Raw genomic sequence first — 22,160 nt, 5'->3', positions numbered from 1 at the left:
CAAAAGGCCGGAGCGCAATCTGCGCTCCGGCCTTTTTCTATAGTACATTAGCTGACTGCTTTCGTTCTCTTGTGTTTCCACATCATATAGCGGTAGCGAATCGTACAGCCGATGCAGTAGCCCATCAGCGCGACTCCGGCCGCTGCCACGACCATTAAGCTGAAAGCGTACGCGATTGCCGTGTAGCCAAGCGTGAAAGCCAGCAGTGACAGCCCCAGGCAAACCGTTGCGATCCATTGGTTGAACAGCTGCTGGTCGCGGTCTTCCTGGATGTAGGCGTTTGCCGGTTTTTTCAAAAATCTCCGGGCGAACAGGATGACAGGATTCTTGCCCGTCGCAAGCGTCCAGACGCCTACAGCAAATGGCAGGAGCAGAATCGCTTTATGGAAAATCAACGCCAGAATGACGCTAATAACGATGAATGATTGATTGGTTTGGACAAGCGGTTTTGGAATCGTCATAGGGAGGCCTCCTTGAATTATTTATAAGTATACAGAGTAGGTTAGTAAGAATAAAGAAGGAGAACTTAAAATTAAGTATTAGTTGAATAAAACAGGCTCCGTTCCATCATAGAAACGGAGCCTGCCTTTATTCATTTTCTTTTTCTTTTGATGAAGCCGACTTGAATGAAGCGCCAAGCGACAACGATAAAGCAATGCCGATCAGGAAAAAGGCGACGTTTTGCTGGACAATGCCCAGTATGAAGAATGGCATACCGATCGCTATCCCCGTCCCGAAATTCGGTTCGAACGTTTTCTTTGCCATCATCAAATTCATCCTTTCTGCTATGCACTTAATTTACGGTTAGTAAAAGGAAAAGTTTCATATAAAAAACGGACACCGGTACGAGAACGCCGGTGTCCGTTTTTGCGATTTAGTTTTGGACGGTTTCTTCTTCCTGGTAGACCGGAACCCATCCTTCCGTTGTGACGAAGATCCGGACAGCCACCACTTTGCGGTCATCTGCCAATGTAAAGTAATGGGTGATGTTTTCAGGCACGGAAATCAGGTCACCAGGGGACAAGTGTACTTCAAAAAAGCGCTCGTCTTTTCCTTGAATGATGAAAACGCCGTGGCCGCTGACGATATAGCGTACTTCGTCGTCTGTATGGATGTGCTTGCGCTGGAAGTTTTTCAGCAGTTCATCGAGTTTCGGATTGGAGTCGGACAGCGAGATGATGTCCGCTGCCTGGTAGCCGCGGCGTGCAGAAATATCATCGATTTCCGCTTTGAAAGCAACCAGGATCTCCTCTTTTTCTTCATCGCTGAGGTCGAATTTCTCGCGCAGGTGCTCCGGCAATTTGTTGATGTCCCAGTGTTCATAGATGACTTCCTGCTGTTCCAGGAATGCCGCCACTTCGTTTTGCGCTTCGATTGTTTCGTTTGTGCCTTGGATTTTGATGATTGCCATTAGAAATCTTCCTCTCTGAATTGGGTTTTATTGTGATTGTATTTGGTATAAAGCCAGTTGATACTGGAACAGAAATTCACTGGCTTCCAGCAGCTTCTTGGCTTCAAAAGCGTTTTTGCCCCATACCGTTATGCCGTGGTTCCGAATCAGCACTGCACCGCTGTCGCCGTGGAGGTGCTTCTGAAACTCTTCCGCTAGGTCAGGGATGTGGGCGTGGTTCGGAATGATCGGGATGGTCAGCACCGCATCTTCATCCCATAAGCCGAATGCTTTGATCAGTTCGAGGCCTTGGAATTCGATTTTTCCGCGGTTCCCGTAAATTTCCGAAATGACGTTGTTTGCCACAGTATGGATATGAAGGCTGCAGCCAGCGGCCGTTTTTGTATAGACTTCGCAATGGAGCAGAGTTTCCGCTGACGGCTTCAAATGGGTATCTTCAATGGCCTGGCCGTTGGCATCCACCAGCAGAAAATCTTCCGCTGTGCGTTTGCGCTTGTCTTTGCCGCTGGCGGTCACCAGAAATTCGGTTGGCGAGCCCTGTACTTTGATGGCCAGATTGCCGCTCGTTCCCATAAACCAATCGCGGAGCGCCAATTCATCTTTGACGTCTGCAAGTTCCTGCCACCGTTCTTGAAGGGCCGTCATAGCTTTACACCCAAACGGGCGTCGATGATGGAAGTGACGTCCCGGAAGTTTTCAAACGGTTCATATGGCAAGCCGAGTTCGTCGCATTTCTCGATGAGAAAATCGCGGGCAATGACAAGGTCCGCCCGTTTCGCCGCTTCAAGGTCGGTAATGGAATCGCCGATGACAATGCTTTTGGAGCCGCCTTCCAGCAGTTTCCGGATGATGGACGGCTTGCAGCAGCCGCAGCCTTGGCTCGTGCAGTCGCCGTCGCAGCCATGTGGGAAATCGATTTGGATCGTTTCACCGGAGAAGTCCGCTTCGTTGCAGTAGACGCCGGCAAAAGGGCCGAATGGCTCAAGCAGCGGAAGGACAAAAAAGTCGATGCCGCCGCTGACGATATAAAGCGGGATGTTCTGTTCCTTGGCATAGGCTACAAATTCGGCAAAGCCGTCGCGGATCTCCGCCTGCTCGAGCACATAGCGGATGATGTCGTCTTTTTTTGTGGATGGCAGCAGCGAGAACATCTTCGCCACGCCTTCTTTTATGGACACACGCTGGGACAGGATATCGTCTTTGATCGGTTCCCAGCCGGGCGGATTAAATTTTTTCATGATGGCGATGATGTTGTCGTTATTGGTGACAGTGCCATCGAAGTCGCAGAATATTACTGGTTTGCTCAACATGCTTACCCCCATATTTCCAATGCTGTTTTTAGTTCTTCATGCTGTTCGGAAGCGTCAGTGAGTGTTGTTTTGCTCAAAACCGCATCGACTGCCTGGCGGAAAGCCCGCCCGCCGCCGGCTGCACCGTCCGGATGGCCATGCACGCCGCCGCCGGCATTGATGATGCTGTCGATGCCGAAATCGTTGATCAACAGCGGCACCAGACCGGGATGGATGCCCGCGGAAGGAACCGGGAAAGTCCGCTTTAAAGGACTTTCCTTCACCAATTCCTCACCGAGTGCCAGCGCCTGCGCTTTTTCCAGTGCAACACTGCCGTATGGTGAGGGGAACAGCGAAAAGTCGGCTCCTGCGTAGCGGACCAGTTTGCCGAGGGCAAGAGGAGTCGCCAGACCGTAAAAGCTGGATGAAGTGAACGCACCGCTGAACGCCGGGTGCGCCATGAGCGGCAACCCGACTTCCGTGTCTTCGGCCAGTTCCTGCAGCACATCGAGCCCGTAAGCATGCACATTGAACAGTAGGGCATCCGCTCCCAGTTCACGTGCTTTTTTCGCTTTGTCCCGCAGACCAGAAGTGCGTCCCGATAAGTTCACCGCATAAAGCGTCCGGTGTCCGGATTCTTCAAAGACTTGCTGCAAGACGTTCTTCCCGGTCGTGATCCGCTTTTCAAAAGGCGTCAGCGGATTGTCGAAAAGGATTTCATCGTCTTTTACCAAATCCACACCGCCAAGCGCCTGTTGCCGCAGCTGCGCAGCCAGGAAGTCCAGGTCGCGGCCAATAACGCCTTTAAAGATGCTCATGACAAGCGGGCGTCCAGTTACTCCGAGCAAAGCCCGGATGCCGTCTATGCCGTACCGCGGTCCCGGGAAATGGGCGAGCAGTGCTTCATCAAAATCGAGATCAAGCAGCTTTACTTCACCATCGAGCGACAATTTGCCGAATACAGTCGTTAAAATCGCCGGCAAATCCGCCGAGAAATTGGCGCTTGGATAGGAAATCTTCACCACCGCTTTGATTTCATCCGGCTTTAGCGGATGCGGAGAATCTTCGAATTCCGCTACGGAAACGACATTTCCTTTATGCTGCTGCAATTGCTGCTGTTCCAGCAAAGGCAAGTCGGTCCACGAACCAATCGTCAATCCGAGGGCAATCCCTTCCGCTTTTTTCCCAAACGACCTGGGTTTGCCGTACAACTGATATGTCGCTGTTAAATTGCTCACTGCATTCACACTCCTGTTAAAAATCAAAATAAAAAACCTCTTCAAACAAGAAGAGGTTAAGGGGCTTAACAACTTCTTATTTCCCAGCCGCATCGAATGGCTGCAAGAATTAGCACCGTGTCCGTCATTGGACCGGTTGCCGGGTTTCATAGGGCTCGTCCCTCCACCTGCTCTGAATAAGAATGGTATTCAATTGGTTTAGTTTAAAGAAATTAATTCTGATTATTTCATGGCAGAAACTTTCTGTCAATAAATATTTTAAAAATTTTATCTAGTAAAAAAAGTAATTGACACTCAATTCTGAACCGTGATAGGATTCTTTTCAAACAGCATACACATACTTAAATAGTACTCTTATCAAGAGCAGGCAGAGGGATATTGGCCCTATGACGCCCAGCAACCGACCGTAATACCTTCGTGAGAAGGGGCGCTTTCGCGCCGGAATGCAAAATTCCGCAAGGCACGGTGCTAATTCCATCAGAAACTAACATTTCTGAAAGATAAGAGGCGCGGAATCTGTCGTTCTAAGCCTCTTTCTTTGCGGAAAGAGGCTTTTTATATTGAACCGGAGAGGTAGATGAATGATGACAATTGCAACCAAACAATACGAAGCATTAACAGAAGAAACAGCCATTGCACTGGCTCGAAGCTTATATCCATTCCCGGAAGGCGCAGAACTGGTGTGCCGCGAAATCGGCGATGGCAATTTAAATTACGTATTCCAGGTCAAAGATCCGAAAAGTGGAAAGGCTCTGATCATCAAACAGGCACTGCCGTATGCGAAAGTGGTCGGGGAAAGCTGGCCGCTGACCTTGAAGCGTGCAGTGATTGAAGCGAACGCTCTCCAAAAACACGGCGAATTCGCACCTGGCCTGGTTCCGGCCGTCTACGCAACCGATGAGGAACTGGCGATTACGGTGATGGAAGACCTGTCACATCTGACGATTGCGCGTGAAGGGTTGATCCAAGGCGAAGCCTACCCGAAACTTTCCGAAGACATCGGCGAATATTTGGCGCGTACGCTGTTCCATACATCCGATTTCGCGCTTCATCCGTTTGAGAAAAAGCGTTTGGTGGCCGAGTATTCGAACCCTGAACTGTGCAAAATTACAGAAGACCTGATTTTCACCGATCCGTTCTTCAACAACGACACCAACGACTATGAACCGGAACTGCAGGGTGCGGTAGAAGCGATTTGGAATAACGCTCCATTGAAATTGGAAGCGGCGAAGCTGAAGTTCAGCTTTTTGACGGAAGCGGAAGCGCTGCTGCACGGCGACCTCCATACCGGCAGCATTTTCGCGAGCGAGTCCGAGACCAAAGTCATCGACCCGGAATTTGCGTTTTATGGTCCGATCGGCTTTGACGTCGGTTTGTTCCTGGCCAATTTGATGGTTCAATCCATCACACGCCAAGGCGAAGAGCGGCAAGTCGTTTTAAGCCATATTGAAAAAACATGGGACGTTTTCTCAGCCCGCTTCACGCAGTTGTGGGAGCAGGAAGGCATTGAAGCATTTAAAGAAACGGCCGGCTACAAAGAATTTGTGCTGGAAAAGATTTTCCGCGATACGCTGGGCTTTGCCGGCTGTGAATTGATTCGCCGCACGATTGGTTTAGCGCATGTAAAAGACCTGGACGGCATTGAAGATGCAGAGCTGCGCATCCGCCTGAAAAAGCAAACTTTGCAAACCGGAGAAGCCCTGATTCTAAAACGTGCCGAATTGACATCAATCGGCGCGGTAACCGGACTGCTTGAGGAGCTGCAGCCATGAGTATTCCGTTATCCATTGCCTGGACAGATGGGCAGCTGGTTATCTTAGACCAACAGAAACTGCCGCATGAAATCGATTATTTGACGCTTGAAACCATTGAAGATGTTTACGAAGCGATTTTTACGCTGAAAGTGCGGGGTGCGCCGGCCATCGGCATTGCTGCTGCCTACGGGCTGGCGGTTGCCGCCCAGCGCCATGATACGGAAACGGTCGAAGCTTTTTTGGAGGCTGTGCAAACAGATGCAGAATATCTGGGCCAATCACGGCCGACAGCGGTGAATTTGGTCTGGGCGCTTGAGCGGCTGCTTGAAACCGTAAAAAAAGCCGAAACGGCCGAAGCCGGAAAAGCGCTTCTCCTCGAAGAAGCCAAGCGCATCCACCAGGAAGACGAAGCATCTTGCCGCCAGATCGGGGAATACGCCTTGTCGCTCTTGGAAGGGCGGGAGCGCGTCATGACCATTTGCAATGCCGGTTCGATTGCCACGGCCAAATACGGGACTGCGCTGGCGCCGTTTCACTTGGGAAGTGAACGCGGCCGAAAGTTTGAAGTGTATGCCTGCGAAACCCGCCCGGTTTTCCAAGGTGCACGGCTGACCGTCTGGGAACTCCAGCAGTCCAGAGTGGATGTCACCCTCATCACCGACAGCATGGCCGCCCATACCATCGGCGCAAAAGACATTGAAGCCATCATCGTCGGGGCAGACCGCATCGCGGCAAACGGCGACACGGCTAATAAAATCGGCACCCTCAATCTCGCGATTCTCGCGGATGCCTACGGGATTCCATTTTATGTGGCAGCCCCTGCCTCAACGTTTGACCTTGCGACCCGAAGCGGGGAAGAAATTCCGATTGAAGAACGGAAAGCGGAAGAAATCACCCATATCGGCAATCAGCCGGTAGCGCCTCTTGGCACAAAAGTCTTCAATCCGGCATTTGATGTGACGCCGGCGCATTTGATTTCCGCCATCATCACAGAAAAAGGGATCATCCAAGGCGATTTTCAGCGAAACATTCCCGAAGTTCTTAATTTATATGCAGGAAAAGGAGAAAAATCATGAAAAAACAGTCGCTCTTATTGTTAACAATTTTATTGATCATCAGTGCAGTTCTGGCAGCCTGCCAGCCAAAAGGCGAAGGGAGCGCGGAAAAGACGGCGGATGGCACAAAAGCGGAAGCTTCGGACAATCCGTTGTCCGGCAAGAAAGTAGCGCTCATCATGCAGCAAAACCTCGGAACTTTTTCCGCTCAGTATATTGAAGGGGTCGAAGTACAAGTTGGGAAATTCGGCGGCGAAGTGACCGTTTTCACATCGGACGGCGACTTGGCGAAAATGGCATCTAACCTGGATGCAGCTATCAACCAGGGCTTTGACGGCATTCTGATCGACCACGGCACAAAAGAGGCGCTGAACCAGGGCGTTGAAAAAGCGGTCGAAAAAGGCATTCCGGTTGTCGCGTTTGACGCAGGAGTGGACGTGGACGGCGTCGTTTCGTTAGAGCAAGGCGACCAAAAGATGGCCGAACTGACTTTGGAAAAATTAGCTGAAGACCATAACGGCCAAGCGAATATCGTGAAAATCTGGGTGGCTGGCTTCGCACCGATGGAACGCCGCCAAATCGCTTACGAGGAATTTTTGAAAACCAATACCGGCATCAAAGAAGTAACGGCTTTTGGTGCAGCGACGCAAAATACCGCACTTGATACGCAGGCGCAGATGGAAGCGGTATTGAAGCAGTATCCGAATGAAGGCGAAATCACAGCGGTCTGGGCTGCATGGGATGAATTTGCAAAAGGTGCCGTACGCGCTATTGAACAATCCGGACGCACAGACATCAACGTGTACAGCATCGACATGAGCGATGAAGATTTGCAGATGATCCAAAAAGACGGCAGCCCATGGGTTGCATCGGCAGCGGTGGATCCGGTTGATATCGGACGCATCCAGGTGCGTTACCTGTACCAGCAGATCAACGGCGAAAAACCGGAAGAAAAAGTGGTATTGGAACCGATTTTCGTAGATGCGGAAAAACTGCCGGAAGAAGCGATCACGACCGCTGAGTTGAGCGAGTATATCGAAGGCTGGGGCGCAAGCGAACAAGGGTATACGGATGCGCTCCGCGAATTGGAGAGTAAATAACAAAGAAAAGCGGAGGCGATCGGGTAAACCTGACAGGCATAAGACGGACCGGCGAAGTGGCGTACTTTGCCACATAGCTGGGATGGCTTATGACCCGAAGGTTTGATCGCTGGAGTCTGGACAATAAAAAAAGCGGATGCACCTGGTCAGCCCGTTAACTTGTATAAAAGGGCACAGGTGCTAAATAGAAAACCAAGCGGAGCTGTCCTATACAACGGGGCGGCTCCTTTCCAAGAAAGGGGCGAAGCCGGTGGGAAATTCATTGCTGAAGATGACAGGCATACGGAAAACCTTTGGCAAAGTGACCGCGTTGGAGCACGCTGAGTTCAGCCTTGAGCAAGGGGAAGTGCACGCGCTTCTTGGCGTCAACGGCGCCGGAAAAAGCACATTGATCAAAATCCTGTCAGGCGTTTATGAACAGGACGCGGGAGAAATCGAATTGGACGGCCAAAACATCCAGCTGCCGTCGCCAAAAGCGGCAAAACAGCAAGGCATCTACTGCGTATACCAGGAAGTGGATACAGCGATTGTTTCGGAGTTATCGGTGGCTGAAAACATCCTGCTGGATACGTTTACAAAAGGCGGCTTGTTTGTTTCCAAAACGAAAATGCACGCGCGGGCGAAAGAGGCATTGGTTCAGTTGCAGTCGGAAGATATCAACGTCAAACAAAAAGCGGCCCACCTGACATTGGCCGAGAAGCAACTGGTGCTGATTGCCCGGGCTCTCGTCCATTCCGCAAAAATTATCATTTTCGATGAACCGACCGCTCCCTTGTCGCTGCGCGAAGCGGACAAGCTGTTTGCGGTCATCCACAAACTGAAAAGCCAGGGAGTCGGCTGTATCTTCATCTCCCACCGGCTGCCGGAAGTATTCGAGATCAGCGACCGCATCACGGTGATGGCAGAAGGAAAATGGGTCCATACCTTTAAAACGGAGCAGGCCGTACAAGAAGAAATTGTGGAAGCGATGCTTGGCAAAACGCTCAGCGAGGAACTCGTCCACCGGGGTCATGAGATCGGCGATCCGTTGCTGACTGCAGAAAACATATCCGATGGGCAAAAAGTCAACGACGTGTCATTTACAGTAGCGTCCGGTGAAATCGTCGGCGTCGTCGGATTAGTTGGAGCAGGAAAGACGGAATTGGCAAAAGCCTTGTTCGGCGAAACGCCGTTGACGTCCGGTACGATCGATTTGTCAGGAAATCGGTTGAAGCTCAAACATCCGGGAGGTGCCATCAAAGCGGGAATCGCGCTGGTACCGGAAGAACGGCGGAAAGAAGGGCTGTTTGTCCACGAATCCCTTCAGACAAATGCATCGTTTCCGAATTTGAAAAAATTTTCGCCCGGACTGTTCATGAATAAAAAGTCAGAAAAGGTCTTTGCAGAGGAAATCATCCAGCGGCTGCAAATCAAAACGGACAGCACCGATACACCGCTGGTCCATTTAAGCGGCGGCAACCAGCAGAAAGTGGCAATCGGCAAATGGATTTCACTCGATTCGGCCGTCTACCTTTTTGATGAGCCGACAAAAGGCGTCGACATCGGCGCCAAAGTGGATATTTTCAAGCTCATTCGGAGCCTGGCGGAAAGCGGCAAAGGCTGTCTTTATTTCTCCAGCGAAATCCATGAAGCCCTCGGAATATCGGACAGGATTTTGGTTATGTACAACGGTCAGATCGTGAAGGAGTTTTCACGGCAAGAAGCGACCCAGGAAAGGATTTTGTTATATGCAAGCGGTGGAAAAGAAGAGCCTGCCGAAGACCGGCAGCTCAGCAAAAGAAAGAGCCATCCAGTTTCTGTTTAAATACGGGGCGATCGCCTTACTGGCCTTTATCATTTTATATTTCAGCACCATCAGCGACGCCTTTTTCACATACGGCAACTTCACGGATATCCTTCGTTCGATTTCCATTGTGACGCTGTTGGCGCTGGGAGTGACGTTTACGCTTGTCGTGGACGGCTTTGATCTGTCGGTCGGCTCGACGATGTCGCTGTCGACAGTAGTGACGGCTTCTTTAATGGTTTGGTATGAAATGCCGTTGTGGCTGGTGCTGCTGTTGCCGCTTCTTGTCGGTGTCTTGGTCGGGGTGGTCAATAGCTTCCTGATTGTCGTGGTTGGCATTCCGGATCTGCTTGCGACTTTGAGCATGATGTACATCGTAGCCGGCCTGCACCGGACGTATACGGAAGGCTACTCCATCTACAACAATATGCCGCTGACATCCGGCGGCACCGCACCAGGCCAGTTATCGGATGCGTTTCTGTGGATCGGCCAAGGGCAGATGCTCGGCTTGCCGGTGCCGGTATGGATCATGCTAGTGTTGGTGCTTGCGTCCTACATCGTGCTGAACCACACACGCTGGGGACGGATCCTCTACATGACCGGCGGCAACGCCGAAGCGGCCACGTTGTCCGGCGTGAACGTCAAAAAAGTGAAATTCACCGCGTATGTCGTCTCTGGCGTGTTTGCTTCCATGGCAGGGATTTTGTTTACTGCACGCGTCGGATCAGGACAGATTGATGCCGGAGCGCCATTATTGATGGAAGCGGTAGCGGCCGTTTTCGTCGGCTATTCGGTGCTCGGCGCCGGCAAACCGAACGCACTCGGCACATTCTTCGGCGCAGCCGTCATCGGCATCCTGCTGAATGGGCTGACCATCCTCAACCTTCCTTATTACGCGTTTGACATCATCAAAGGCGGCGTCTTGGTAGCGGCTTTGGCCGTTACTTATATTTACGCCAAGAATAAATTCGCGAAAACTTAACTTTCAATGAAAAAAAGGCTCCCGTTAAGGGAGCTTTTTTATGTTTCCGGTGCGTAGCTTGAGATGACGACTCCGGTTTCTGTTACCCAATTGTTGGTCAGCATGAATTTCTTCGAATCCATTCCTTGCTGGAAAAGGCATTTCCCTTCTCCCAGCACCAATGGAAATGTCAGCAAATGCAATTCATCGACTAAATCATGTTCCAGCAATTTCTCGACCAAAGTTCCGCTTCCATAGACCAATAACTTCTGATTGGCTTTCTTCAGCTCCGCAATTTCTTTTCCGGCATTTTCTTTTATAAATGTCGCATTCCATTCGGCTTTTGTTAACGTCGTGGTCGTGACGTATTTCGGCATGGAATTGATCCGGTCGGCAAACCCTTCTTCGTTGTCCCGTTCCGGCCAGCGTGCAGAAAATTCCTCGTAAGTGATGCGCCCAAGCAGCAAGGCATCGCTGGCAGACAGCAAGTCTAATTCAAATTTAGCAATTTCATCGTTCCAATAAGGGGCGGTCCAGGAAGGCATCTCCATAATTCCATCCAGCGTCACATACATCGATACAACAATTTTCCCCATACGAACAGCTCCTTTATTTTCAGCTTGAAGAAATACAGGATAATAAAGAATATATTCTCCATTCACAGCAGAAACCCTTTATTTAAAAGCAGCCCGCTCAGAAAGAAAGAAGAAGCGGAAGAGTGGAGTTTCATTATTTCCCGGGAAATAATGAAAATTTTTGACAGGTGTAAAACCAATTTCCTTTTATATCCTTTCTGGATAAAGTAGAATTTAGTTAACAGGAAAAGGGAGGCCTTCCGTATGCAATGCAATAATTGCTCTGTTTTGGAGCTGGAATTTGAAATTAAAGTAATGGGCAACACCAATATAGAAGCTTTGCCGCAAATCGTTGAACATATGAAACGGCGGGGCATTGCCGTTAAAGCCAAAGAGCAGGGGCTTATTGTTCCGGAATCCGGCGCAAAAGAATTCATGGATTTCTGCCATCATTTTATGGAGACGGAACAAGTGCTGTTCCGGGTCAACCGTGAACGGTGGAAGCCATTTGCCGACATTGAAACGGTGATGGACATGCAATGGATTGATGAAGTAATTCGAAAAGAACTCATCCGATGCCATTACCAGCCAATCGTCGATGCCCATGGGAAAATTTATGCGTATGAAATGCTGGCACGTTTTCAAAACGAAGACGGCTCGGTGATTTATCCGGGGGAGATTTTTCCTGCAGCTAAAAGCCGTGGACGCCTGTATGCCCTGGACCGGGTTTGCCGGATGACGGCTGTCAAATATGCTGTGGCCTTAAAAGAAGCGAAAGCGTTTATCAATTTCATCCCGACTTCGATTTATTCTCCGGAATTTTGTCTGCGTTCAACAACCCATCTGGCCAATCAACTGGGCGTGAACCCTGAGCAGCTCGTGTTTGAAGTGGTGGAAACCGAAAAAGTGGAAGACTTGGACCACTTGAAAACAATTTTGGCCTACTATAAGGAAAAAGGCTTTGAATACGCGCTTGACGATGTCGGGGAAGGCTACAGTACCATCGAGATGCTGTCTGATTTAAAGCCGAATTATATGAAGCTGGATATGCAGTATGTACAAGGTGTCGCAACTGATTCGGCCAAGCAGAAAGTGGCGCTTCAATTTCTTCGGAAAGCGCTGGAAATCGGTTCTGTGCCGTTGGCTGAAGGGATTGAAGAACGGACGGATTTCAACTGGCTGAAGCAGCAGGGCTATCAGCTTTTCCAAGGGTATTATTTCGGAAAGCCCTCTTCAACACCGATGGAAGTGGATGTGGCTCTTGCGCTGTAAGAGATATGGACATCCAAAAGGGAAGCGCGCTTACACAGCAGCGCTTCTTTTTGGTTAAAAAAGATATTCTTCTTGAAAACATTTATAATGAAAGACAGAGTACTCCAAGATTAGAGCCAGAGAGGACACATCTATGATTTCATTTATATTCACTTTGCGGCGCATGCTGAAAGCAATGATTCAATTGATCAAAGACAAGGAATTTCAGGTGCTTTTGGTTATCACGCTGGCAATTCTGGTGTCGGGAACGATTTTTTACTCAACCGTTGAAGAGTTTTCCGTTATTGATGCGCTATACTTCAGTACAGCGACCCTGACAACGGTTGGGTCTGCTAATTTGGAACCTGCCACTGACTTCGGTAAAGTCTTCACCATTATTTATATGATTTCCGGAATTGGTGTCATGCTGACGATGATTCTTAAATTATCGCGGCAAATCACTTCCAAAGAGAAAAACTAACTTTCAGGAGGAGTTGCCATGCTTTCAATCGATCCAACCCAACAGACAGAACGTGAAAACTATAAATTGCTGGTCGGAACCGTCATTCCGCGCCCGATTGCGTTTGTCACCAGCATGTCCGCAGATGGCCTTGTGAATGCGGCACCGTTCAGCTACTTTAATATTGTGTCATCCGATCCGCCGCTTCTCTCGGTTTCTGTCCAGAGCAGGGCAGGCGTGTTGAAAGACACCGCACGGAACGCCATTGAAGCCGGAGAATTCGTCATTCACGTGGTGGATGAATCGAATGTCGCCGAAGTCAACAAAACCGCGGCGTCCTTGCCGCCGGAAGAAAGCGAAATCGATTTGACTGGGCTGACGCTTATCCCAAGCGAAGTGGTGAAAGTACCATCGGTCGAGCAGGCGAAAGTGCGGTTTGAATGCCAGCTGGAGCAGGCAGTGGAACTCAGCGGCACCCGGCTTTTGATCGGCAAAGTGGTCCGTTTCCATATTGACGAATCGATTTACGAAAACGGACGCATCAATCCCGAAACCTTAAAACCGGTCAGCCGCCTGGCAGGCACCAATTATGCCAAGCTTGGCGAAATTTTTTCTATGAAACGGCCGGATTAAAAAAACAGCCATTGAGAACCGAAAAGTTCTCAATGGCTGTTGCTATTTTCTCAACAGCAAATACATAAAATAAGGAGCTCCGATTAGTGCTGCCATGATGCCAGCAGGGACTCCGCTTGGCTCCAGCAAATTTCGCCCGACGGTATCCGCGAGCAGCAGGAGCCAGCCGCCGATCAAGATAGCAAGCGGCAGAAACAGCTGGTTGCGCGGGCCGACAAGTGTCTTCGCGATGTGCGGAGCCATTAAGCCGATAAACGCGATGCCGCCGGTCACAGAAACTGCGGAAGCGGCAAGCGCGACCGCTGTCAGCAACAGCACGATGCGCTCTTTTTCGAGCGACACCCCGATGCCGACAGCCACCGGTTCGCTGAGATTCAGGATGTTCAGCCGGTTCGCTTTGTACAAAGTGAACGGCAGCAGGATGATGAGCCAAGGCAGCAGTGCCCAAATGAACGGCCAGTCCGTGCCCCAAATATTGCCCGCCAGCCAATTGGCGATAAAATCGACTTTTTCGCGTTCCGCAGAGGAAATCAGGATAATCATGACGCCGGACAACGCCGTCGAAAAGCCGATGCCGACCAATACAAGCCGGACCGGCTGAAGGCCGGCATTTTTGTTGTAGGAACAAGCGTAAATCAGCAGTGCGGTCACCAAAGCGCCTGCAAAAGCGACAAGCGGCAATAGATAAACGAAAGAGCCGGCTTCAATCGGCATAAACAGGAAAAACACCGCAATGGCGACGCCGGCACCTGAATTGATGCCGATAATTCCCGGGTCTGCCAGGTCATTGCGCGTTACGCCCTGAAGGATGGCTCCCGACAAGGCGAGGGCCATTCCGGCGAGCAAAGTAATCAGAATGCGCGGCAAACGAATAGAGAACAAGATAAAATCTTCTTTAAATGTGCCGTTGCCCAAAATAGCGGGCAGCAAGCGGTCATAGGAAAGGGGAGAATAACCCATCCCCATGCTGAGGATTCCGGTTGCGGCGATTAAAGCAAGAAGAATGCTGAAATAAAGGCGTTGTTTTTTCAGTAAAGTTGGATGGATCATGCGAATGCACGCCCTCCTTTCCGGACAATCAGCAAGAAGAACGGCAGGCCGAATAACGCCACAATGGCTGCGACCGGCGTTTCAAACGGCGCATTGACAATCCGCCCAAGCAAGTCTGCAAACAGCATGAAAATAGCGCCGGCAATTGCTGACATCGGAATGATGAAGCGGTAGTCGGTGCCGACAATGGCCCGTACGATATGCGGAATCATCAAGCCGATAAAGGCGAGGTTTCCGGCAAGTGCTACTGCAGCACCCGCAAGAATCGTAATGGCCACAAACAGAACGCCTTTGATGTAAGTGGTCCGCTGGCCAAGCCCGACCGCTGTTTCTTCGCTCAAGCTCAGGATGGTCAGCTGCCGCGATAAAAAGAGCGCAATCAAAAGGCCGAGGACGATGAACGGGATCACGATCTGCAGCTGGCCCCAGGACGTGCCGATCAGGCCGCCGGCTGTCCACATCGAGACATCTTTGGAAATTTTGAAGTACAGGCCGATGCCTTCTGCCAAAGCGGAAAGAAACGCCGAAACGGCGGCTCCGGCCAATACGATGCGAAAAGGCGAGAACCCGCCCCGCTGCGAGGCGCCGAGCCCGAAAACGATGCCGGCGCCGATTGCAGCACCGATGAAGCAGGCGATGGTGATCCAGAAGTAATTGGCTCCCGGAATAAACGCCAGCGTCACAGCGAGTGCTGCGTTGGCGCCGGACGTTAAACCAAGAAGGGAAGGGTCGGCCAATGGATTGCGTGTCATCCCTTGCATCATCGCGCCGGAAACGGCAAGTGCCGCTCCAACCAAAACAGCGGCAGCTTCCCGTGGCAGGCGAATTTCCCGGATAACGTTGATGTCGTCACTTGCTGTACTTGAAAACAAGGCCAGCCAAACATCTTTCAACGAGATATCAGCGGCTCCGAAAACAATCGCTGTAACAAATATTAAAACAAATACTGCAAAGCTTATAAGTAATTTCGTCAAAAATGGCATTTTGCCGTACATCGATCATCATCTTTTCTGTAAGAGAATAAAAGAGGGATTCTGGTAAAAGAATCCCTCTTTGCTTATTGTTTGCCTAAAAATTTCTCGATAAAGAATTCGAGTTGATATTCTAATGTGAGGGAGTCGTTAAAGTAAAATTCTTTGGCATTGGCTTCAAACACTTGGCCGTTTTTCACTGCTGAAGTGTTTTTATACAAATCGGTTTCCTGGAATGAATTGTCCTGTTCGCTGTCTTTGCTGAAGATGACATAGTCGCCCATGTACTCAGGCAACACTTCTTGAGACAAGGCATAGTATCCATCTTTCAATGCCATTTCTTTTACTTTTTCCGGCATCTTCAATTTCATTTCCTGGTAAAGGATTTCAGTTCCGCGTCCCCAATTGTCGCCGAAGACGTAAAGCTGTTTGTCGAAGTTTTCAATGACGGATACGGTTGCGTCTTCGCCGATTTCAGCACGGATGTCATCGCCGGCTTGTTGAGCGCGTTTTTGGAAGTCATTGATCCAGTCTTGAGCTTCTTTTTCTTTGTTCAGCAATTTCCCGATTTCCAGGTGCTGTGTCAGATAATCCACCTTACCATAAGTAAACGTTACGGTCGGTGCAATTTCCTTTAGTTTGTCGATATTTTTGATGGTAGAAAGACCGACGATCAAATCCGGTTCCAATTCGATGATTTTCTCCAAATTGTCTTCTGTCACTTCTTCTACATTCGCTAAATCTTTGTCAAAACGAGGGTTGTTTTTTGACCAGGCATCTACGCCCACTAACGGTACATCAAGCGCCATGACATCCCCTGCATAAGTGGACAGGACGATGACGCGCTGCGGATCAGCAGGGACTTCTACCGGGCCGTTCTCGGATTCGTATGTAATCGTTTCAGACTTGCCTTCTGTGCTTTCAGCTTCTGCTTCGTTCGATTTTTCATTGCCGCAAGCTGCAAGCAGCAGGATGGCTAATAAAAGAAAAGGTATCAAGTATTTTTTCATGGGTCATACTCCTTTGATTAAGTTATAAGTGATGCACATCGGTTTTTGCGTGCGCGGATCGAGCCCGATTTCGGCGTCGATCCGGAAAACTTTCTTCAATACTGGCTGCGTAATGACTTCTTCGCACGTACCGGCTTTCACGACCTGGCCGTCTTTCATGGCAATGATGTGGTCAGCGAAGCGGGCGGCCTGGTTCAAGTCATGGAGCACCATGATAATGGTGCGCCCTTGTTCACGGTTGAGCTTCTCCAGCAATTCCAGGATTTCCAGCTGATGGGCCATGTCCAGGTAAGTGGTCGGCTCATCCAGGAAAATCATTTCCGTGTCCTGTGCCAAAGCCATGGCAATCCAGACACGCTGGCGTTGGCCGCCGGACAGTGCATCCACCGGGTGGTATTTGAAAAACTGTGTGCCGGTAACATCCAGCGCCCAGTTGATCATATCGTAATCTTTTTTGGACAGGCGGCCGAAGCCTTTCTGATAAGGAAACCTTCCATAAGAGACGAGTTCTCCGACGGTCAAACCATTGGCGCTTTCCGGCGTCTGCGGCAGAATCGCCATTTTTTTGGCGAGCGCTTTGGTGCTTTCTTTCGCAATGTTGCCCCCATCGAGTACAACCGAACCGGACTGCTGAGAAATGATGCGGGTAATCGCTTTTAGCAGAGTCGACTTGCCGCAGCCGTTCGATCCGATAATGGTAGTGATTTTTTTATCCGGGATTTCAACGCTCAAATCTTTGACGATCAGCCGCTCCCCGTAGCCGACATTCAATTCCTCTGTTAAAAGACGGACCATCCTGCAAAACCTCTCCTTCAACTTCTTTGGGATGAAATAAACCAAAAGAAGCAAATTTCCTATGTACAAAAACTTCCTTTAAGCGTTCAAAACAAATTAATAATAAATTCATTGATAATGATTATCAATTTCAGTACAATCAATACTATAAGTCGTAATTTTTTCAGTGTCAACTGAAAATTGACAAGAGGAGTGGATTATTTATGGGCGAAACAGATATTTTCGACGTCACCATCATCGGCGGAGGGCCAGCCGGACTATACTCAGCTTTTTACAGCGGATTAAGAGAAATGAAAACCAAACTGATTGAGTACCAGCCGCAGCTTGGCGGAAAAATCCATGTCTATCCGGAAAAAATGATTTGGGACGTCGGCGGCCAGATGCCAATCCAAGGTGCTAAGCTCATTGAACAGCTGGTTGCACAAGGGCTGACGTTCAATCCGGAAGTCGTATTAAATGAAAAAATCGAAGCGATTAACAGGAATGAAGACGGTCTTTTTGAACTGACCGGTTCTTCAGGCAAACGCCACTTGTCCAAAACAATCATTGTCGCTGTTGGAGGAGGCATCTTAAACCCTCAAAAACTTGAAATCAAAGGCGCAGAACGTTTTGAAGTGTCGAATCTCAACTACACCGTGAAGTCACTCGGCCGCTTTAAAGGCAAAACCGTCCTGATTTCGGGCGGAGGCAATTCCGCTGTCGATTGGGCCAATGAACTGGAACCGATTGCGGAAAAAGTCTATGTGACATACCGGAAGCAGGAGCTTGCCGGCCACGAAGCCCAAGTGAAGCAGCTGATGAACAGTTCGGCTGAATGCTTATTGAATACCACAATCACGAAATTGATCGCTTCTGACGGCCGCGATGCCATCGAACTCGTTGAACTGACAAACCAGGAAACGGGCAACACTTCGCTGCTGCCGATTGATGAAGTCATCATCAACCACGGCTATGAACGCGATGCAACCTTGCTGGAGCAAAGCGGATTGGATATTGAAATTGCAGAAGGCTATTACATCGCCGGCAACGCCAACAGTGAATCTTCCGTTCCAGGCTTGTACGCAGCAGGCGACATCCTGCAGCATCCTGGAAAACTTAACTTGATCGCCGGGACATTCCAGGATGCGGCAAATGCTGTCAACAAAGCGAAGCAGTTTGTCCAGCCGGACGCCTATGGCATGGCCATGGTGTCATCGCATAACGAAGTTTTTAAAGAGCGCAATAAAGAACTGGTCAAGCAGTTGATCAATTGATCTGAAGGAATCCTTGTTTGAACGGGGACATTCAAAGGTATAGAAGGAATGTCTAGTTAAATTCAAAGGAGGAATTCTGAATGGATTTTAAAGATCATGGAAAAGAACCTTATGTGGTGAATATCGAAGAAGCGACAACGAAAAACGAAAATTTCCGCACGACCATCTGGACCGGAGAAAATTTGCAAGTAACGGTCATGAGCGTCGAACCGGGCGATGACATCGGACTCGAAAAACATGAAGGCGACCAGTTCCTGCGCATCGAAGGCGGAAGCGGATTCGTCCAGATGGGCGACAGCGAAGACAATTTGACGTTCGAGCAGGACGCAAAAGACGACGACGCCATCATGATTCCGGCAGGCAAATACCATAACGTAACCAATAAAGGCGATAAGCCATTGAAAGTCTACTCCATCTACGCACCGCCTGAACATGAGCCCGGCACTGTCCACAAGACAAAAGCCGAAGCGGACGCTGCGGAAGCGGAAGAAGAATAAAAGCATATATGAAAAGGGCATCCTCTGCATGGAGGATGCCCTTTTTTGCGTTAAGCCGAAGCAAGCCGGTTGGCCTGGTGTTCTTTTTTGCCGTGCAGAAAATAGTAAAGAACGGAAACTGCAGCGACCACTCCGCCTAAAATGGCATACATGGTGCTGTAGCCGGTCATGGCTATGATAAAGCCAAGAAGATACGGGCCAAATCCAAGGCCGGCATCCATAAAGATGAAGAAAGTCGACGTTGCCAGTCCCATTCGGTGCGGAGGCGTCAGTTTGATGGCGACGGCTTGGCTGGTAGACTGCATATTGCCAAAGCCAAGGCCGATCAAGAAACCGGAAAGCAAAAACGGGAAAGTCGTTTCTGCGGTGCTTAGCAGCAAAAGCCCCGCCGCGAAAATGAAGAATGCCGGATACATGACGTAATTTGCGCCTTTGGCATCCATAAGCCGGCCGGTGAAGGGCCTTGAGAAAAGAATGGCGATGGAATAAACGATGAAGAAAAAGCTCGCAGCTTCCACCAGCCCGCGTTCGACGGCATAGAAGCTGATGAACGACAAAACGCTCGCGTAGCAGAAAGCGGCGATGAAGATGATCATCGTAATGGGAACCGCTTTCGGTTCCACGAAATGAGACAGTTTGAATCCTTTTATTTCATCTTTAGCAGGCAGAGCTTCAACGGGCGGCACGGTAACAAGAAAGGAAAGGGCCAGGCTGGCTGCACCACAGGTAAGGCACAGCGCAAAGAGCGTGTCATAGCTTGCGTGCTGGTTCATGTAAAGGCCAATAAACGGTCCGATAGCTGTCGCGAGCGTGTTGCTAAGGCTGAAATAACCGATGCCTTCGCCTTTTCGTGATGCCGGGATGATCTGCGCGACAATTGTGCCGGCAGCGGTTGCTGCAAACCCGAGCATTATGCCATGCAAAAAGCGGTTGAACATCAGAAACGGAAGCCCCAGTTCCAGAAAATAAAAGAAAGTCGTAAGCGTGAACAGGGCGAGGCCAATTACCATCGTCCTTTTGCGTCCGATGCGGTCCAGAAATCGACCGATCATCAGGCGGCCGGCCAATACGCCGATGATGAAAATGCCGGTCACGAGGCCAGCTTCGCTAGTGGAAGCTCCATAAGTATCACCGGCATAAAGCGCGATGGTCACCATCAAAAGGTAAAAAATCAAAACCAGAAAGAAATTGACGGAAGAGGTAAGGATAAAATCCTTAGTCCATAGCCGGGGATTTGATGAACTCAATTTCAAGCGTCACTCCTTTATCTCTTTTTTTACTAGTTTCCCAGATGAAGAATGGGAAAGCAATTTGTCGGCTGTGCAAAACCAAAAAAAGGCACCCGTAGAAGGATGCCTTTCAAACCTATACTACTGACGCTGTCTCGTTTGCTGCGTGCTCTTTCTTGCCATGCAGCAAGTAATACAAGAACGCTGTGGCCAGCGCCGCGATGGCTAAAATCACGTACATATTGCTGTAGCCAGTAATGGGAATCATAAAACCCAAGATGTAGGGACCGAACCCGAGTCCGGCGTCCATAAAGATAAAGAATGTTGAAGTGGCAAGTCCCATGCGGTGAGGCGGCGTCAGTTTGACCGCCACTGCCTGCGTGGTCGATTGCATATTGCCGAAACCAAGGCCGATCAACGCACCCGACAACAATAACGTAACGCTATTGTCTGCCGTGCTCAGCAAAAATAGGCCAAGGGCAAAGACAGCAAAAGCGGGATACATGACGTAGTTCGCACCTTTTACGTCCATCAAGCGGCCGGTGAATGGGCGCGAAGCCAAGACAGCTAATGCGTAGACCACGAAGAACATGCTGGCCGTGTCGATCAGGTCGATTTCAATGGCGTAGAAATTGATGAACGACAGCACACTCGCGTAACATAAGCTGACCGCCAGTGTAATAAAGGCAATCGGAATCGCTTTCGGTTCGAGAAAATTCGAAACGCTGAAACCTTTTGTTTGTGCCGACGCGGGAGCTGCTTCCAAAGGCGGCACCTGAACAAACAAGGAAACGAGTAAACTGATGGCTCCTAGAGCGAGGCAAAGGCCGAAAATGACTTCAAAGCTGGTGCGCTGGGTCATAAAAAGGCCGATAAAAGGGCCGATCGCCGTTGCCATTGTAGCACTCATACTGAAATAGCCTATGCCTTCCCCTTTGCGGGACATGGGAATGATCTGGGCCACGATGGTACCTGCTGCCGTACTGGCGATGCCTAAAGTCATGCCATGCAGCAGGCGGTTGACCATCAAGAAAGGAAGGCCGAGCTGCACGTAATAAAGAAGGGTGGTGACGGTGAACAAAGCGAGACCGATAAGCAGCGTCCGTTTCCGTCCAATTTTGTCGATGACCCGCCCGATCCCCAAACGGCCGATCAACGTACCGATGATGAAAATTCCGGTCACGAGTCCCGCTTCACTGGTAGTGGCGCTGAATTCCTCAACGGCATATTTGCCGATGGTAACAATTAATAGGTAAAAGATTAAAATAAGAAAAAAGTTGATTAAGGATGCTATGATAAAATTCTTTGTCCATAATGGCGGCTTGTTTTGATTCACTTGCCCGACTCCTTACTAATTAGTTGATTGCGTATTGCGTTCATGACTTCGATAGCTTCCAACTGCTGCTCCTCGGAAATTCCTTCTAGAATATCTTGTTCAAACCGGTCGACCGTCACCCGGACTTCTGCGTATACTTTTTTGCCAAGCTCGGTCAGCTTCATCGGCTTTTCACGCCGGTCTTTTCCGGGAATGTGCTCGATAAAGCCGGATTCCTCCAAGCTTCTGATAATCCGGGTCATCGTCGGTTTTTCGACACGCTGATAATGGGCAAGCTCGACCAATGTTGCCGATTCGTTGTTAGCCAGGTAATACAGAATTGTCCATTCTGCCCGGTACAAGCCGTGTTTGCCAAGCTCTATATTGAGGTGATGTTCGAAAGGCCGATACAACAGCATAAATTGGTGGAAAAATTGCTGAAACGTTTTAATGGGAAGACCTCCTTCGAAAAATGGTTAGCCTGGTTAATGGTTAGTTAAGCTAACTAATATACAATAGCAAATTTTCCT

The 22,160-nt window shown here is 49.6% G+C and carries 24 protein-coding genes and 2 riboswitches; of the genes, 10 read left to right on the top strand and 14 right to left on the bottom strand.

The window, feature by feature from the left end; all coding sequences use genetic code 11:
• Positions 1-47: 47 nt before the first annotated feature.
• The 6 genes from BLQ32_RS02870 to mtnW form a co-directional block, all read right to left on the bottom strand.
• A complete protein-coding gene (locus BLQ32_RS02870; protein WP_074509019.1) occupies positions 48-461 on the bottom strand; it encodes a DUF4395 domain-containing protein in 414 nt (137 codons plus the stop codon).
• Between the two features lie 127 nt (positions 462-588).
• Complete coding sequence (locus BLQ32_RS19785; protein ID WP_074509018.1) at positions 589-768, bottom strand: hypothetical protein; 180 nt, start codon at positions 766-768, stop codon at positions 589-591.
• Between the two features lie 106 nt (positions 769-874).
• Entirely contained in the window at positions 875-1,411 is a 537-nt protein-coding gene (locus tag BLQ32_RS02860; protein ID WP_074509017.1) for a 1,2-dihydroxy-3-keto-5-methylthiopentene dioxygenase, read from the bottom strand.
• Between the two features lie 27 nt (positions 1,412-1,438).
• On the bottom strand, positions 1,439-2,056 hold the full coding sequence (locus BLQ32_RS02855) for a methylthioribulose 1-phosphate dehydratase (protein ID WP_074509016.1): 618 nt from the start codon (positions 2,054-2,056) through the stop codon (positions 1,439-1,441).
• The gene (locus BLQ32_RS02850) at positions 2,053-2,721 is read right to left on the bottom strand and encodes a 2-hydroxy-3-keto-5-methylthiopentenyl-1-phosphate phosphatase (RefSeq protein ID WP_175557061.1); all 669 of its coding nucleotides are present in this window, start codon (positions 2,719-2,721) and stop codon (positions 2,053-2,055) included. The genes BLQ32_RS02855 and BLQ32_RS02850 overlap by 4 nt, the downstream gene beginning before the upstream one ends.
• Positions 2,722-2,723: 2 nt before the next feature.
• Positions 2,724-3,938, bottom strand: a complete 1,215-nt coding sequence (gene mtnW / locus BLQ32_RS02845) for a 2,3-diketo-5-methylthiopentyl-1-phosphate enolase (RefSeq protein ID WP_074509014.1) — start codon at positions 3,936-3,938, stop codon at positions 2,724-2,726.
• Between the two features lie 73 nt (positions 3,939-4,011).
• Positions 4,012-4,121: riboswitch (SAM riboswitch) on the bottom strand.
• Positions 4,122-4,289: 168 nt separating this feature from the next.
• Positions 4,290-4,445: riboswitch (SAM riboswitch) on the top strand.
• A gap of 74 nt (positions 4,446-4,519) precedes the next feature.
• On the opposite strand from mtnW, the gene mtnK reads away from it, so the two are divergent.
• From mtnK to BLQ32_RS02820, 5 genes are all read left to right on the top strand, one after another.
• Positions 4,520-5,710 carry an S-methyl-5-thioribose kinase gene (mtnK, locus tag BLQ32_RS02840; RefSeq protein WP_217629830.1) on the top strand — a complete coding sequence of 397 codons (1,191 nt, stop codon included), beginning with the start codon at positions 4,520-4,522 and terminating at the stop codon, positions 5,708-5,710.
• Positions 5,707-6,768, top strand: a complete 1,062-nt coding sequence (gene mtnA / locus BLQ32_RS02835; protein WP_074509013.1) for an S-methyl-5-thioribose-1-phosphate isomerase — start codon at positions 5,707-5,709, stop codon at positions 6,766-6,768. Before mtnK ends, mtnA begins: the two co-directional genes overlap by 4 nt.
• On the top strand, positions 6,765-7,847 hold the full coding sequence (locus BLQ32_RS02830; RefSeq protein ID WP_074509012.1) for a sugar ABC transporter substrate-binding protein: 1,083 nt from the start codon (positions 6,765-6,767) through the stop codon (positions 7,845-7,847). The genes mtnA and BLQ32_RS02830 overlap by 4 nt, the downstream gene beginning before the upstream one ends.
• A 271-nt stretch (positions 7,848-8,118) precedes the next feature.
• On the top strand, positions 8,119-9,651 hold the full coding sequence (locus BLQ32_RS02825; protein ID WP_074509108.1) for a sugar ABC transporter ATP-binding protein: 1,533 nt from the start codon (positions 8,119-8,121) through the stop codon (positions 9,649-9,651).
• Positions 9,575-10,612, top strand: a complete 1,038-nt coding sequence (locus tag BLQ32_RS02820; protein WP_053166685.1) for an ABC transporter permease — start codon at positions 9,575-9,577, stop codon at positions 10,610-10,612. The genes BLQ32_RS02825 and BLQ32_RS02820 overlap by 77 nt, the downstream gene beginning before the upstream one ends.
• 38 nt (positions 10,613-10,650) lie before the next feature.
• On the opposite strand, the gene BLQ32_RS02815 is transcribed toward BLQ32_RS02820, so the two are convergent.
• Entirely contained in the window at positions 10,651-11,187 is a 537-nt protein-coding gene (locus BLQ32_RS02815) for a dihydrofolate reductase family protein (protein ID WP_074509011.1), read from the bottom strand.
• A 243-nt stretch (positions 11,188-11,430) separates the two neighbouring features.
• Between BLQ32_RS02815 and BLQ32_RS02810 the strand changes: the two genes are divergently transcribed.
• The 3 genes from BLQ32_RS02810 to BLQ32_RS02800 all read left to right on the top strand — a co-directional run bounded on the left by BLQ32_RS02810 (position 11,431) and on the right by BLQ32_RS02800 (position 13,510).
• A complete protein-coding gene (locus tag BLQ32_RS02810; protein WP_074509010.1) occupies positions 11,431-12,438 on the top strand; it encodes an EAL domain-containing protein in 1,008 nt (335 codons plus the stop codon).
• A gap of 133 nt (positions 12,439-12,571) precedes the next feature.
• The gene (locus tag BLQ32_RS02805; protein WP_074509009.1) at positions 12,572-12,898 is read left to right on the top strand and encodes a potassium channel family protein; all 327 of its coding nucleotides are present in this window, start codon (positions 12,572-12,574) and stop codon (positions 12,896-12,898) included.
• Positions 12,899-12,916: 18 nt separating this feature from the next.
• The gene (locus BLQ32_RS02800) at positions 12,917-13,510 is read left to right on the top strand and encodes a flavin reductase family protein (RefSeq protein ID WP_074509008.1); all 594 of its coding nucleotides are present in this window, start codon (positions 12,917-12,919) and stop codon (positions 13,508-13,510) included.
• A gap of 42 nt (positions 13,511-13,552) precedes the next feature.
• On the opposite strand, the gene BLQ32_RS02795 is transcribed toward BLQ32_RS02800, so the two are convergent.
• The 4 genes from BLQ32_RS02795 to BLQ32_RS02780 form a co-directional block, all read right to left on the bottom strand.
• Positions 13,553-14,560 (bottom strand): FecCD family ABC transporter permease, encoded by a 1,008-nt coding sequence (locus BLQ32_RS02795; RefSeq protein WP_036811135.1) that lies wholly within the window; start codon positions 14,558-14,560, stop codon positions 13,553-13,555.
• Positions 14,557-15,555 (bottom strand): FecCD family ABC transporter permease, encoded by a 999-nt coding sequence (locus BLQ32_RS02790; RefSeq protein ID WP_074509007.1) that lies wholly within the window; start codon positions 15,553-15,555, stop codon positions 14,557-14,559. Before BLQ32_RS02790 ends, BLQ32_RS02795 begins: the two co-directional genes overlap by 4 nt.
• A 62-nt stretch (positions 15,556-15,617) precedes the next feature.
• Positions 15,618-16,541, bottom strand: a complete 924-nt coding sequence (locus tag BLQ32_RS02785) for an iron-hydroxamate ABC transporter substrate-binding protein (protein ID WP_074509006.1) — start codon at positions 16,539-16,541, stop codon at positions 15,618-15,620.
• A gap of 3 nt (positions 16,542-16,544) precedes the next feature.
• A complete protein-coding gene (locus BLQ32_RS02780; RefSeq protein ID WP_036811144.1) occupies positions 16,545-17,336 on the bottom strand; it encodes an ABC transporter ATP-binding protein in 792 nt (263 codons plus the stop codon).
• A 203-nt stretch (positions 17,337-17,539) separates the two neighbouring features.
• Between BLQ32_RS02780 and BLQ32_RS02775 the strand changes: the two genes are divergently transcribed.
• Positions 17,540-18,589 (top strand): NAD(P)/FAD-dependent oxidoreductase, encoded by a 1,050-nt coding sequence (locus tag BLQ32_RS02775; protein ID WP_074509005.1) that lies wholly within the window; start codon positions 17,540-17,542, stop codon positions 18,587-18,589.
• An 80-nt stretch (positions 18,590-18,669) separates the two neighbouring features.
• The gene (locus BLQ32_RS02770; RefSeq protein ID WP_036811150.1) at positions 18,670-19,086 is read left to right on the top strand and encodes a cupin domain-containing protein; all 417 of its coding nucleotides are present in this window, start codon (positions 18,670-18,672) and stop codon (positions 19,084-19,086) included.
• 50 nt (positions 19,087-19,136) lie between these two features.
• Here the strand turns inward: BLQ32_RS02770 and BLQ32_RS02765 are convergent, their stop codons facing one another.
• The 3 genes from BLQ32_RS02765 to BLQ32_RS02755 form a co-directional block, all read right to left on the bottom strand.
• The gene (locus BLQ32_RS02765) at positions 19,137-20,333 is read right to left on the bottom strand and encodes an MFS transporter (RefSeq protein WP_074509107.1); all 1,197 of its coding nucleotides are present in this window, start codon (positions 20,331-20,333) and stop codon (positions 19,137-19,139) included.
• A gap of 118 nt (positions 20,334-20,451) precedes the next feature.
• On the bottom strand, positions 20,452-21,651 hold the full coding sequence (locus BLQ32_RS02760) for an MFS transporter (RefSeq protein WP_074509004.1): 1,200 nt from the start codon (positions 21,649-21,651) through the stop codon (positions 20,452-20,454).
• Positions 21,648-22,049 carry a MarR family winged helix-turn-helix transcriptional regulator gene (locus BLQ32_RS02755; RefSeq protein ID WP_074509003.1) on the bottom strand — a complete coding sequence of 134 codons (402 nt, stop codon included), beginning with the start codon at positions 22,047-22,049 and terminating at the stop codon, positions 21,648-21,650. Before BLQ32_RS02755 ends, BLQ32_RS02760 begins: the two co-directional genes overlap by 4 nt.
• Positions 22,050-22,160 lie beyond the last annotated feature (111 nt).

The organism is Planococcus glaciei (assembly GCF_900099655.1).
GTDB classification, from domain to species: Bacteria; Bacillota; Bacilli; order Bacillales_A; family Planococcaceae; genus Planococcus; species Planococcus glaciei.
This window is presented reverse-complemented; position numbering and strand designations above follow the sequence as displayed.